Here is a 13099-nt window from a genome sequence, read left to right as displayed (position 1 = left end):
AAACGACCCCATAGTGCCCTGGGCTATCGCCCACCTGCGCCTGAGGCCATCGTAACGATGGACCAAAGGCCGATCATGCACTAACTTTTAGTTTGGACCATTCAAGTGGGGCTGCTCAATTCTTGAATGCTCTCGATGAAGACTATCATTGCCCATTTTGACATGATGAACATTTAGCGAGGCAATCAAGCGCCTCTAAATCAAGGCACCGTTTCGTAAGACATTCGAGTATTGGGCAGCGAAGGTCGGCTTCCCGCCGTCGTGCCTCGGTGCAAAGTCGACAATTCGCTTGGCCTGGATATGAACGAACTGATAGGCCATGGCGCGGGTTCCTTGCGTGACATGGCAATCCATTTAGAATCGGTTAATGAAAATCCGTAGCGGAAAAATGAATGTCTTGATGTGGGAATGTGGATAACCTAGCGTATTGATAAGATTGCGAAATTCTATTTCGCAAATGGGCCCGGGCAAAGCCAGTCACAGTGACAGACTGTAGGTAGCTGAAGCTACCTGTCTGCCCCTAACGCCGGGGAGGCGCTCCGTCGGCTCGATTATATGCGGTGCATATATTATCGATCCAACTGCGCGGCTGGCGATGCCAACCTTGCACCAGCGCCACGCCAAGGCGCGGCGACAATAAAGGCTGATCGCTCTAAACGCGATCGCACATGAGCGAAGATATCCGCGAAGCCGATGTCGTGTGGCTCGGCGCTCGATCCGTCTCGCCGGTCAGCAGGCGTGGGTGCCGTCAGTCTCCGATCAGCAGTGCTTGCAGATTGTCACGGAACGCGAGCAGGGCAGGGAGGCCGTGCCCCCAAAGGATGTCGGGGCTAAGACTGCGGTGCGTCAAGATGCCCCGGTCCTCGATAGCACGCAATGATTTCCAGCATGCCAGATCTGCAGCAAGCTTATGTTACATGTCGAGCGGCGTGCTTTGCTGGGAGTGTCATGAACTTTGTGTATCTGGCCCGGCCCATGCGGTTTCAGATACTCAAGCGTCGAAGCGCTCGCCGAACATTATGGCGAACTGGTTGCGGGCTGCAAACCATTCCCGGACATTTCGGCCATCCTTTTCAAATTTGCGGATGGCAAGGTAGATCAGCTTGGTCGCGGCTTCGTCGGTCGGGAAGGAGCCCCGCGTCTTGATCGATTTCCGGATCACACGGTTCAAACTTTCTATAGCATTGGTGGTGTAAATAATTTTCCGGATCGCCGGATCGAAGCCAAAAAACGGGATCACCTCCTGCCATGCTCGGCGCCAGGCCGGGGCGATGGATGCGTATTTCTCGGCCCATTTCTCCTCGAAGGCATCGAGCTCTGCCTCGGCCAGATCGGCGGTCGGGGCGCTGTAAATGCGACGCAGGTCGGCGGCCACGACTTTGCGGTCCTTCCAGGAACAGAAGTTCAAGGAATGGCGCACCCGATGGACGATGCAGGTCTGGACCATGGCGTCCGGGAAGGCGGCGGTGATGGCTTCGGGAAAGCCTTTCAGCCCGTCCACGACAGCGATCAGAACATCCTGAACGCCCCGGTTCTTCATCTCGTTCATCACCGAGAGCCAGAATTTGGCACCTTCGTTCTCGGCGATCCAGAGGCCCAGAACCTCGCGCTGGCCATCGCGGGTGACGCCGAGGGCAACGTAGACGGCCTTGTTTTTAACCGTCCGGCTGTCCGCATCACGGATCTTCACGCGTAGCGCGTCGAAGATCACGATGGGATACATCCGGTCCAGCGCGCGGCTCTGCCATTCCCGGACCTCGTCGAGCACCGCATCGGTGACGCGGCTGATCAGGTCGGGCGAGACCTTCAGGCCATAGAGGTCGAGCAAGTGGGCCTGGATGTCCCGCACCGTCAGACCGGCGGCATAGAGGCCAATGATCTTGTCATCCATTCCGTCGATCCGGGTCTGGCCCTTCTTCACCAGCTCCGGCTCGAAGCTGCTGTCCCGGTCACGGGGGATCGCCACCGGCAATTCCCCGTCCTGCCCCCTCAACACTTTCGTCGATGTGCCGTTGCGCCGATTGGGCTGGCTTGGCGGCGCGCTCTCGCCCTCTTCATAGCCAAGATGCGCGGTCAGCTCGGCGCCCAGCATTCGTTCCATCAGCTTGATCTTTAGCTCTTTCATCAGCCCGGCATCGCCAAGCAGATCTTCAGGGCGCTCCACGCCCTTCAGCAGTTCGTCCAGGATTTCTTTCGAGATGGTCATTCATGCTTCCTTTCGGTGAAGCATGAACCGGATCAGTCATACACAAAAGATCTGACACTCTCCATTTGCTGGGGACCCAACCATGACCACCATGTCGGGCGAAGCTCCCTGCGCTTATGCTATCATCGACAGTCAGGCGCGACGGATCAACCGCTCATCAGATCTCAAGCCGCGACACGCGCCAGTCGCCGGTGTAGCCACGCCGCAGATGCGCCGCGACGAGTTGAAACCCGCTCTGCGGCCAGCCGCGCGGGGTATCGAGGAGCACCAATTCGGCGATGCCGAAATCATGCTCAGCCAAATCCCGCAGCCGCGCCTTGGTGCTGATGTTCACGATTGGCACTAGCCAGACGATATTCTCGGAGATTGTCATCGCATGGCGGGTAAAGCTGCGGATCTTCGACCAGGGCGGATTCGTCATGATCCAATCGACCGGATCGCTCCACGTGAGGAAATCCCGACCCAGCGCCAGCTCGCACCAAGAGCGTTCGACATGATCGGGAAACTGGTCGTAAAACGCGCCTGCGCCCCGCGCCGGGTCTAGCACATGCCCGGACATCCGGTCTGCGAAATGTGCGATGATCCTGGCCGCCAGATCAGGGGGAGTCATCACCAGATCGCGGGCGGGATCATTCGTTGCAGGGACCAGCCCCGGATTCCTAGGTGCTGGCTCCGGACGCAGGGCCTGATGGATCCCGAGGATCGAAAGAACCCTCAGCAACGTCTCAACCCTGCCGGTCATGTCACGCTCGAGCGCGATGATTGTCGGTCGCGAGCAACCGACCCTTTCCGCCAGCGCGCGCTGGCTGAGACCGCGCATCCGCCGACGCCGCGCAAGGTCCGGCCCGGCATTCACGTCATGAAACCAAGACCACCGGAGCTGCAGGTGGGGCAGGGCGCGCGACAGCGACCCGATGCTGCCTTTGCCCTGTTCGAGATTGCGCAACGTCGGGATGCTGATCCCCGCCGCGCTGGCAACAGCTGCTTGGGTCAAGGCGAGGTCGCGACGGCGATCCCGCAGGAGAGGGTGTGAAGGCATGATAAACTATTTTTGTATTTTTGGAGAACGAAATAGAAAGATTGCTTTACCTGTGGCGAAGAGACGTGACGTCGTCAATTGCCGACCCTGTGGGATCAACGCGAAAAGTTGAGACGAGATGAACACCAGTGGCCGGCTGATATCGAATGGCCGTGTCCGATGCCGCGCGAGGCGGTTTAGCGTCAAACGTTACCAGGACAGCTAGCGGCCCAAAGCTGCCGTTTACCCAGCCTGATGATCGCCGCAGCGAGGCCCGTCAGATCGGACTTTCGCTGCGGGCGCAATTTGGGAGAATAGCGCAGGGTCAGCTATGAGGACACTGCTGTTGTTCGTCGTTTGACCAGATGCTCTGGGCGCATCTTAGTTGATCAAAGCCTTGACCAAAAGCGTCGTCGCTACCGCTAGGTAAATGCTGTCTCCATTTGCGACGTATACTTCGTTGCGACAGGGGTGTGGAAGGCCGCGTGCTCGCCAATTATTGACGACGACGACATCCTGTTTGCGGAACCGGTGTCCAACTGCATACCGATGGCGTTGTTGTTTCACCACCTTCACTTTGGCGCTGTGACCGTGGGCATTGTGTTTGACAACCGCTCTGTCCGCCATGGCCGGGATCGGTGCGACAGCGAGCGCTGCGGTCGCCAAAACTAAAATGGTTGCGCTTCGTTTCATCAGGGTCTGCATCGGGTCTATCCTCCTTGCCAATCCCTGTTCAACGTTTGCCCGGTGACACTCCGTCGCTGGATGTAGTTAAGCCGTCACTCGCGGGACATTTCCTTTGCCCTCCCAGGATTGGAACGATGGAGATGTTGATGAGCTGGGATCAACGCGAGATTCAGCGCAAGCTGGGGATACGGGATCCGACCCGGTATAAGATACCGGTATAAGATTTCAAAACCCCAACTCGCTGATCAAATCCTCTGTGTCGTCTTCATCGGCGCGCCACCAGCGCCCACTTGCGCGCAATGTGTAGTTGCGCCGATAGGCGGAGGGCGTCATGCCTGTGGCACGACGGAACAGGCGGCGGAAGGCGCTGGGGTCGTGATAGCCGCAATACTCCATCACCTCCGCAAGATCGATCAGCGTCACTTCCAGAAGCTGCTTGGCCCTTTCCACACGAAGGCGGTGCAGATAATCCAGCGGCGTGCTACCCTCGATCTCCTTGAAATGGCGCAGCAATGTGCGCGGGCTCACCGCCGCCTCGCGTGCGACGTCATCCAAGCTGTAGGGCGTTTGTATATGCGTGCGAAGCCAGCGTTTGGCCTTGAATACCACGCTGTCGCGGGTCTGCACCGACAACCCGGTGAGCGAAAGGCCGGCAAGTTCGATACGCATCGGGTTGTGGATCAGGACATTTCCCAGTGTTTGCGCCAGGTCTTCACCGGCGAAATGGCGCACCAGCGCCACGGCAAGATCGTAATGGGCCGAGGGCGCTCCCGCAGAAAACAGCGTGCCATCTTCTACCACCGGACCGTCCATGGTCAGTTTTACACCGGGAAAGCGACCAGCGAACCAGTTGACGATGATCCAGCTGGTCGTTGCTTTGCGCCCGTCAAGAATACCGGCACACGCCAGAAGCGCAGTGCCATTGACGGCCGCCGCAATGACGCGGCCCTGCGCATGGTAGCGCGCGATGCATGCGCATTCTGCCTCGGCCTGATCAAGCTGGCGTTCTAGGTCAGGGACGTTGCGCATCATCAGGCCGGGCACCAACAGCGCGTTGCGCGAAGGCGGCGGCATTGGCGCGCCGCGCACAATGTCGCAACCGCCAAGCCAGTCGGGCAAGGGCAAGGACGCGCCACTGGCATCGATGATGCGCCAGCGAAACAAGGCCCCACGCTTGGCGGGATTGCGCAACCGCCAAAGCTGATTGGCGATCCGCAATACGTCGATGACGTTGAACAAAATGCCGTCCATTCCCTGAGGAATATGCAGCAGGTCGAATTGGACAGTCATGCTCTTCATGGCCAAACCGGCTCGATAATTGGCGAAATCAACTTTATTTCCTGTCGCAAATCCTGTGGATGGGATGCCCGTGTGCTTTGGTTGAACCACTTTTCACACGCGATCTACATCCCTAAACTTGGCGAGATCGGCATTATTTTTGTCGGAACTGACTGTATCGACTCTAAATCTCCCTGACTAGTCTGAAGCCTGCTTCTTCATCCACTTTTAAGCAGGCCTCGAGATGTCTTCACCTTCCAGCGTAATTCCCGAAATCAAGAAAACCGAGCCGTCCTTTATCGCGTTGCGCCATCAGCTTCATCGCCATCCGGAACTGGGCTTTGAAGAAAGCGTCACGTCGAAATTGGTGGCTGAGAAACTTGCGCAATGGGGCTATGAGGTCACGACAGGTCTAGGTGGCACGGGCGTTATCGGCCAGTTGCGGCGCGGCACGTCTGACAAGGCGTTGGGCATTCGCGCCGATATGGACGCGCTGCCGATCCACGAGGAAACCGGGCTTGCCTATGCCAGCGAAGTGCCCGGGCGTATGCACGCCTGCGGGCATGACGGCCATACCACCATTCTTCTGTCTGCAGCCCAATATCTGTCCCTTCATGGCGAGTTTGATGGCACGCTCAATCTGATCTTCCAACCGGCGGAAGAGGGCCTTGGAGGCGCGCCACGGATGATCAAGGACGGGCTGTTTGAACGCTTTCCCTGCGATATGGTGTTTGGCCTGCATAACGGCCCCACATTGCCTGCGGGCAGCTTCGTGATCCAGCCCGGTGTGCTTGCCGCGTCATCGGACACGGTGCATATTACCCTGCGCGGCCAAGGCACCCATGGCGGTATGCCCCAGCATGGCCGCGATCCGATTGTCGCTATCGGCGCGATCATCAACGCGTTGCAAAGCATCGTATCGCGCAATGTGGCACCGAACGAAGCGGCTGTGGTTTCGATCGGGCGTTTACGCGCGGGTGAGGTTGCCAATGTCGTTCCCGACAGCGCCGAGATGTCGCTGACCGTGCGCACCTTCAATCCGCAGGTCCAGACATTGATCGAGGCGCGTCTGCGCGAGTTGGTAGATCATCAGGCGCGCAGCTTTGGCGTTGAGGCCGAGATCGACTGGCGTCCGATCAGCCGGGTCCTGAGCAATGCAGACGAACCGGCCGCGCTGGCGCGCCGGGTGGCCGAAGATATGGTCGGTCCGAAAGCCATCATCCCGCTGCCAACCGGGGCTATGGGGGCAGATGATTTCTCGTGGATGCTAGAACAGGTTCCGGGCTGTTATGTGGTGCTTGGAAACGGTGTTGAGGGGCATAACGGGCGGATGCTGCATAATCCGGGATATGATTTCAACGACGCGATCATCAGCATCGGGGCAAGTTACTGGGCGCGCTTGACGCAGGCGTATCTACGATGAGCGGTATTTCCCTGACAGCGAAGGCCACCACAGCGCCAGTGGGTCGCCGGCTGAACCTCGCCCTGCTGTTTCTCGCCATCGTCATCGTCGCGGCCGACAAGACGGTGTTTGCCTTTGCAGGCCCCTATATCATGGAGGAATTGCAGCTATCCGCGACCCAGTTCGGGATGGTCGGCGGGGCGTTTTTCTTTCTCTATTCACTCTCCGGGGTCGGAGTTGGATTGCTGAGCAACCGGCTGCCGGCGCGTTGGGTGCTGCTTTTGCTCGCCTTGGTGTGGACGCTTTGCCAGGCGGGGATTGCGCTGAGTGCGGGGCTCGCCGCTTTGGTGATCTTTCGCATCCTTCTTGGCGCGGGCGCGGGGCCCTCGACGGCAATGGTTCAGTTCTCGGCCTCGAAATGGTTTGCACCCCATCAACGCGTTTTGCCTGCCTCCGCCATCAATGCCGGGCTGATGGTGGGCATTCTGATCGCCGCACTCTGCCTGCCCCCGATCATCGCCCATTGGGGCTGGCGTAGCGCCTATCTGCTGCTTGGTTTGCTCAGCGCCATCTGGGCCTTGGTCTGGCTGTGGCAAGGGCGCGAGGGACAGGCCCCTGACAGCCCTGTCGCAACGCAAGACGCGCCAGATCTTGACGACAGCTGGTTGCCCTATCGCCGCTTATTGCTAAACCGCACGTTCATCGGGATGACCGGCCTGTGTTTCAGCGGCTTTATGGCCGCAGGGCTGGGGCTAAGCTGGAACCCCACCTACATGCAAAAAGCGCTTGGCTACAGTGCCAGCCGGATGGGGATGATCGTGATGCTGATCATGCTATGTGTCATTCCCGCGATGCTGTTGGTGTCGCGTCTGTCACAGCGCTGGCTGAAACAGGGCGTGCCCTATCACGTAGCCATGGTTTTTCTGCCTGTGCTTTGTTGCCTGATGGGGGGTGCTGTTTACGTCGCCATGTTCGCCCATGCGCTGCCCGTCATCGCCAAGACCGTGCTTCTGGGACTGGGGTTCGTGCTGCTGAACGTGCCCCAAAGCTACGGGATCATCGTCTGCGGCGCCATCAGCACCGAACGCCAACGCGCTTCCGTGATCGCCATTCATGTGGCGCTGACCACCTTCGCGGGCGTCGTTGCGCCAGTCCTTGCGGGATGGATGGTGAGCCAAGCTGGCGAAAACTTGGGACTGGGCTATGAGCGAACGCTCGCACTCGTGGGCATTCTCAACCTGATCGTTGCGCTGATCTGCGCAGGCTGGGTGCGCCCCGAGCAAACCCGCCTTGCCCTTCATGGCACATCAAAGCCGGCCTGAGCGAAAGGGGTTACAGCAAATGTCTTCATATGCCGCGCAGGATATAGCGGAAATTATAGATGCGATCGATCGCCGTTTGCGCGATCACGACACGGAAGTCTCCGCCGTTCTGCGGCGCATCGCGACGGATGATTGGCAGATACGCGAGACCATCAGCCCCAAGGAGGCAGAACAGGCGCGCGCGATTTTCGGATGGATTGCACAAAAAGGGCCGGCACAGGTTTGGGCAATGGCGAAGCCGATCTTGCGCGACCCTGCTTTGTTACAAAGTGGAATTCGTTCGTTTAGCACTAACGCAGCCTTGTCAGGGGATGAAACGGGTTTCGCGGCGATCCTTGCCGGGGTTCTGTCGGTAGATAAACGCACTCAAGCGCGGCTTGCGGTTTTGTTATTAAGTTATCTTTTCCACGATGCGTTTCGAACACCGCAGCCTGAAAGAGGTGTGTATGATATCGCGGCAAACCCGTTCCAAAAACTTAAATGGCTCTATCGGTATTGGTTCAATCAGCTTGAAACTGCCGAGGAGGGAGCGGGACTCGAAAGCTATTTTGCGACTCGCAGGATTGAGCTGCAAGCCCCCCGCCTTGACGCTCCCGCGGCCGAGCCACGCACAATGACGGTGTCCTGCGCTGGTGATTTGCTTGCTGTCGATGTTCTGACGCCTAAGAACACCCCACATCTGTTTGACGATATTACTGATTTCTACAGCTCTGCCGATATCGTCAGCGCTAATCTCGAGTCGACCATCGACAAAAGCAGACCTTTGGGGCGGAGCCAGTCCCCGGGTCAACCCGCGCGGATGAATACCTCGGAGGCTATGTTCCAAAAATTCCGCGACGAAGCAAAGATCACCTATTTCAGCACCGCGACAAATCACGCGATGGATTGGGGCCCAAAAGGGGTGCGCGCGACACTCGATGTTCTGGATGCCTCAGGTGCGTATCATTCGGGAACGGCGTCAAGTCAGGCCGAGCAGGACGACGTTCTGGTGGTCGATAAACATGGCATAAAGGTTGCTTTGCTCGCCTACACCTTCGATCTCAACGGATACAAATTGCCAGCGGACAAGCCCTATCTTGTCAACGAGGTGCGTTTCAATGATGCGAACCCGCTACCCGATTACGCATTAATCAAAAAGCAGGTTGCCGCGGCAAAAGCGAAGGGGGCCGAGCATATCATCGCCTATTGTCACTGGGGGTGGGAATTCGAAATGTATCCCCATACCGCCATCATGAAAGTCGCCCGTGAGGTGATCGCATGTGGTGTGGACACGATCCTTGGCAATCATCCCCATGTCAGCCAGCCTGCGGAATTTATCGAGCGCCCGGATGCACCACCGGCTCTCGTGATCTATGCGCTAGGGGATTTCGTCAGCTATCATCCCGAAAGTCGCAATTCGAAACTCGCCTATATCGTGAAATTTGAGATCGTGAAACACGGTCAAGAGAAAGCCTATGTGAGCAATCTTCAGGCTTTGCCGATCTATATCCTGAATGCAAAGCGCGCTGATGGAACTTTTGATTGCCGTATCTTGAAATTTGAAAACGTCCTGAGAGAACCGGAGCGATACAGCCTGAGCGCATTAGAAAAGAGTCAACTGCCCCATTTGCGCGACAAGGTGTGGAACGATATCCTCGCCCCGCTATCGAACTTAGGTGTTTATGAATGGCTACTTTCGTCTGGTTGAAGCATGACCCGAGCACTTGCAGCGAATGACCGGTCTCCGCCCCTTGTTTCAGCTATCCCAGCCCGACGTGATCGGCTCAAAGCCGCCTTTCATTAAAATTCCGGCGTCGGTCCGCTAACATGCTGAAGCGGAAGCGACCCGCGTTGAGGTTCAGCCCTAACGGTTCCAGCAGGTCTTTGCGGGAAGTGTGTATTCGCTGCACTTGCGAGATAACATGCCCAAACAGGCGTTAGCTGGTATTCGCAAGCCTAGCTGCGACAATCTTCAAATTGAACGATTATGAGATTTGCACCAATATAATACCGCGTATTCGCCAACCCACTACCTTCGCTTGGGAAAAGCCAACCTGCCAACCATAGAAGGCACTACCGTATCTTGTGTTCGGCAGGGGACTTCTTACTTTAGGTTGGAGTGGAGTGGTGGTGAGTCGAAAGTGACTAATATGCAGGTTGATAATGTGCCTAGACCGGCAACTTGCCGCATCCTCAGCCTCGATGGCGGTGGAGCCAAAGGTTTCTACACACTTGGTGTGCTTCGTGAGGTGGAAGGTCTGCTTGGTGGGCCACTATACAAGCACTTCGACCTCATCTTCGGGACCAGCACCGGCTCAATCATCGCGTCCCTCCTGGCCCTTGGCTATGAGGTCGAGGCCATCCACAAGCTCTACTGCGAGCATGTGCCCAAGGTTATGAGCAAACGCTTCGCCAAAGGTCGGTCAGCCGCTCTCAAAGAACTGGGTGATGAGGTCTACCTAAAAAAAACCTTTGAAGATGTGAAAACAGGCTTGGGAGTGGTTACAACCAAGTGGCAGATTGAAACTCCGATGATTTTCAAAGGCAGCGTAGCTCAAGCACACGGGCGCGTCGGTACATTTAAGCCAGGCTTCGGTTGCACCATCTCGGAGGCTGTTCAGGCGTCATGTTCGGCCTATCCATATTTCAAGCGTCAAGTACTCCATACAGCGATGGGCGACCAGGTTGAGCTGGTGGACGGTGGGTACTGTGCGAACAATCCCACGCTCTACGGCATTGCTGACGCGGTAGCCGCGCTCAAGTACGCGCCGAAAGACTGTCGGGTCCTTAGCATCGGTTGCGGGAATTATCCCAAACCAAAGGAAGAATGGTACAAGCGCCTCTACCGGCGAGTTCTGCCGACCCTGCCAATCCTAGACAAGACGATGGCTATCAATGTGGCGTCGATGGAACAGCTCAGATCCATTCTATTCAAGGACGTTCAAACCGTACGTATCAACGAAACCTTTGAGCGGCCGGAGATGGCCACCGACTTGTTTGAACACAATTTGAAGAAGCTAAACGAGTTGAGGCAGCGCGGGGCTGAGTCCTTCGCTAAGCGTGAAGATGACATTAAAAAGCTACTGTTGAGTGAGGTGAACTAATGGCAGTTTCAGAAGAACAACTGGCGACCTGGGCGAAGCAAGGATCAGTTACCCAGTCAGCAGCAACCTATCAAACCATCAAGGCCGCTCTGGAGGACACTAGGGCACCATTTCACAATCGAAGCTTCGACGTCTTCCTGCAAGGCTCCTATGGCAACGACACAAATATTTACGCTGACAGTGACGTGGACATTGCCATTAGACTTTCATCGACCGTCTACAGCGATACGTCGGAACTTGAGGCTAATGAGCTGCAAAAATACAATGGCGACTTTTCTCTTGCTGACTATCAGCTTGCCGACTTCAAAGCAGATGTACTGGCATGGCTACGGTATAAGTTTGGTACCAGCGTTGAGCCGGGTAAGAAAGCTATCCGTATTCCAGCCAACGGAACCAGGAGGGATGCTGATGTATTAGTATGTGCTAAGCACTTGCAGTACGGCAAGACGCGAGAATACTATAATGACGGTATTATTTTTTGGACCAGTGACGGTGTGAAAATCGTTAACTACCCAAAGCAACACCTGCAAAACTGTACAACCAAGCATCAGGCAACATACAACCGCTTCAAGGCCAACGTTAGGGTCATAAAGAATATGCGCAACCGCATGATTGACCTCGGGCGACTAAAAGACGATGTAGCGCCTTCCTACTTCTTGGAGGGGATGCTTTGGAACGCGCCCAGTCAATTGTTTACAGGCAGTTATCAGGCAACATTTGAAAACTACATCAATTGGCTGGATGACGCTAATCATATGGACCTAACCTGTGCAAACGGTATTCACTGGTTACTACGGGAAGGACATCCGGTCTGTTGGCGAAAAGACAAGTTTGATACCTTCCGAGTAGCTGCAGTACAATACTGGAACCAACCTAACAAGTAATTGTCACCTCCACCTCGTCCATACCTCCCTTCTTCACCGTCTCCGCTGTAGTAGTAGTCACCGCCCCGATATACTTCTGGTCGTCGGGCGGCACGCCTTGGAACACAAATGGGCCGATCACGCCGCTTGGCGGTGCATTGCCATCGCGACTTTGCAAAGTCAGCTTTTGCGCAGAGCCGCCGTTCGTGCGGGGCGCAGCGAAGGTCCGGGTTCCGCCCTTCCTACTCGTCACTTTGGGTTACGATAACATCAAATGCGGGCCGCCCCCCCGCATCATCAGCGTCATATTAGCGCCGGCGCCAATCCCACGGCATCATGAAGTCGCTCGCCCAGATACCGGCTTGTTGTTTCCTAGCCGCGTCTTCCTGGGGCACGTAATCCCGCCCATAACGCCGATACGCAACGGCCCAGCCATTGCGAACAAGCCAAGCGTTCAGGTCTTCCCCGTTTTGGCGACAGATCGCGACGAAGCGTTTATATCGGTCGATATCGGTGACCTCACATGAGACCGGCGCGCGTCCAATCTTGTCCGCGAGTGCAAATGACGCATCCTTACCGCAGTTCCACAGCTTGCCGTTGGGCAGCTTGCAGCGCTGACGGCTCTCGATCGCGTCGATCGCGTGTAGCCGAATTCGGCTCCCGTGAATGTCGATGGTGTCGCCGTCAATAACCGACGCTGTGCCGGTTATGGTCTTCGCTTGCAGCGGCCCACAAAGACCAACCGCAAGGATAAGTCCGAGCAAGAGCCTTAGTGACAATGGACACGCCCCGCTTTGGTGTCCATGTGGCAGCACTGCCCAGCAGGTGAGCTTTTCCGGCAACCGCCACCGTGGGCGATTTCATCTTGGCTCAGTGCAGCAGCAGTCGGCATGGCTTGGATCGGCATTGAAAGCGCGAGCAACGCAGCCATGGTTGAAAGAACAGCCTTCATTGAAATACCTCCCACACAAATCAGTGAAGAGGACCATATCGTCGAGGCCGAAGGCTGCAAGGGGGATGATGCCGTTTTCGTGATCGTTTCCGGATTTCCGCAGCCGACTCTTTCAGAGGCATCGGATCACCGATGCTACCTCAAGCGGGAGGGCTCAATTTACCTTGCCGCGCTGTCCGGGCTATGTCGTGACACCTCGCCGAAACAAATCATCCGCGTGATCGCGACCAAGTTTCGGCGGGGCGACGTGATCGTTGGCGGTCCTTTGACAACAGACGCCCTCAAGCC

11 protein-coding genes are annotated in these 13099 nt (G+C 56.7%); 6 read left to right on the top strand and 5 right to left on the bottom strand.

Going from position 1 to position 13099, the window contains the following annotated elements; genetic code table 11:
* Positions 1-991: 991 nt before the first annotated feature.
* The 4 genes from AB4874_RS19540 to AB4874_RS19525 form a co-directional block, all read right to left on the bottom strand.
* Entirely contained in the window at positions 992-2206 is a 1215-nt protein-coding gene (locus AB4874_RS19540) for an IS256 family transposase (RefSeq protein ID WP_368393266.1), read from the bottom strand.
* A 157-nt stretch (positions 2207-2363) separates the two neighbouring features.
* A complete protein-coding gene (locus AB4874_RS19535) occupies positions 2364-3200 on the bottom strand; it encodes a helix-turn-helix domain-containing protein (RefSeq protein WP_368393265.1) in 837 nt (278 codons plus the stop codon).
* Between the two features lie 405 nt (positions 3201-3605).
* On the bottom strand, positions 3606-3929 hold the full coding sequence (locus AB4874_RS19530) for a hypothetical protein (protein ID WP_368393264.1): 324 nt from the start codon (positions 3927-3929) through the stop codon (positions 3606-3608).
* A gap of 207 nt (positions 3930-4136) precedes the next feature.
* Positions 4137-5201: a GlxA family transcriptional regulator gene (locus AB4874_RS19525; protein ID WP_368393263.1), complete on the bottom strand. Its 1065-nt coding sequence runs from the start codon at positions 5199-5201 to the stop codon at positions 4137-4139.
* A gap of 232 nt (positions 5202-5433) precedes the next feature.
* Here AB4874_RS19525 and AB4874_RS19520 point away from each other — a divergent pair, with 232 nt between their 5' ends.
* The 5 genes from AB4874_RS19520 to AB4874_RS19500 all read left to right on the top strand — a co-directional run bounded on the left by AB4874_RS19520 (position 5434) and on the right by AB4874_RS19500 (position 11880).
* The gene (locus AB4874_RS19520) at positions 5434-6612 is read left to right on the top strand and encodes a M20 aminoacylase family protein (RefSeq protein ID WP_368393262.1); all 1179 of its coding nucleotides are present in this window, start codon (positions 5434-5436) and stop codon (positions 6610-6612) included.
* On the top strand, positions 6609-7913 hold the full coding sequence (locus tag AB4874_RS19515) for an MFS transporter (protein ID WP_368393261.1): 1305 nt from the start codon (positions 6609-6611) through the stop codon (positions 7911-7913). Before AB4874_RS19520 ends, AB4874_RS19515 begins: the two co-directional genes overlap by 4 nt.
* Before the next feature lie 19 nt (positions 7914-7932).
* On the top strand, positions 7933-9600 hold the full coding sequence (locus AB4874_RS19510) for a CapA family protein (RefSeq protein WP_368393260.1): 1668 nt from the start codon (positions 7933-7935) through the stop codon (positions 9598-9600).
* A gap of 442 nt (positions 9601-10042) precedes the next feature.
* Positions 10043-10996 (top strand): anti-phage phospholipase, encoded by a 954-nt coding sequence (locus tag AB4874_RS19505; protein ID WP_368393259.1) that lies wholly within the window; start codon positions 10043-10045, stop codon positions 10994-10996.
* A complete protein-coding gene (locus tag AB4874_RS19500; RefSeq protein ID WP_368393258.1) occupies positions 10996-11880 on the top strand; it encodes an anti-phage nucleotidyltransferase in 885 nt (294 codons plus the stop codon). Before AB4874_RS19505 ends, AB4874_RS19500 begins: the two co-directional genes overlap by 1 nt.
* A 287-nt stretch (positions 11881-12167) precedes the next feature.
* Here the strand turns inward: AB4874_RS19500 and AB4874_RS19495 are convergent, their stop codons facing one another.
* A complete protein-coding gene (locus tag AB4874_RS19495; protein ID WP_368393257.1) occupies positions 12168-12638 on the bottom strand; it encodes a thermonuclease family protein in 471 nt (156 codons plus the stop codon).
* A gap of 111 nt (positions 12639-12749) precedes the next feature.
* On the opposite strand from AB4874_RS19495, the gene AB4874_RS19490 reads away from it, so the two are divergent.
* On the top strand, positions 12750-13099 hold a 350-nt coding region (locus AB4874_RS19490), incomplete at its 3' end, for a hypothetical protein (protein ID WP_368393256.1).

It is taken from the genome of Thioclava arctica, from assembly GCF_040892615.1.
In the GTDB taxonomy this organism is placed as follows: domain Bacteria; phylum Pseudomonadota; class Alphaproteobacteria; order Rhodobacterales; family Rhodobacteraceae; genus Thioclava; species Thioclava arctica.
The sequence above is the reverse complement of the archived record's forward strand: the minus strand, read 5'-3'. Positions and strand labels throughout refer to the sequence as shown.

What these genes read in the sequence shown, in the direction of transcription:
- AB4874_RS19530 (WP_368393264.1), bottom strand. Translation starts at nt 3,929, where the DNA reads ATGCAGACCCTGATGAAACGAAGCGCAACCATTTTAGTTTTGGCGACC.
- AB4874_RS19515 (WP_368393261.1), top strand. Translation starts at nt 6,609, where the DNA reads ATGAGCGGTATTTCCCTGACAGCGAAGGCCACCACAGCGCCAGTGGGT.
- AB4874_RS19540 (WP_368393266.1), bottom strand. Translation starts at nt 2,206, where the DNA reads ATGACCATCTCGAAAGAAATCCTGGACGAACTGCTGAAGGGCGTGGAG.
- AB4874_RS19520 (WP_368393262.1), top strand. Translation starts at nt 5,434, where the DNA reads ATGTCTTCACCTTCCAGCGTAATTCCCGAAATCAAGAAAACCGAGCCG.
- AB4874_RS19500 (WP_368393258.1), top strand. Translation starts at nt 10,996, where the DNA reads ATGGCAGTTTCAGAAGAACAACTGGCGACCTGGGCGAAGCAAGGATCA.
- AB4874_RS19505 (WP_368393259.1), top strand. Translation starts at nt 10,043, where the DNA reads ATGCAGGTTGATAATGTGCCTAGACCGGCAACTTGCCGCATCCTCAGC.
- AB4874_RS19525 (WP_368393263.1), bottom strand. Translation starts at nt 5,201, where the DNA reads ATGACTGTCCAATTCGACCTGCTGCATATTCCTCAGGGAATGGACGGC.
- AB4874_RS19510 (WP_368393260.1), top strand. Translation starts at nt 7,933, where the DNA reads ATGTCTTCATATGCCGCGCAGGATATAGCGGAAATTATAGATGCGATC.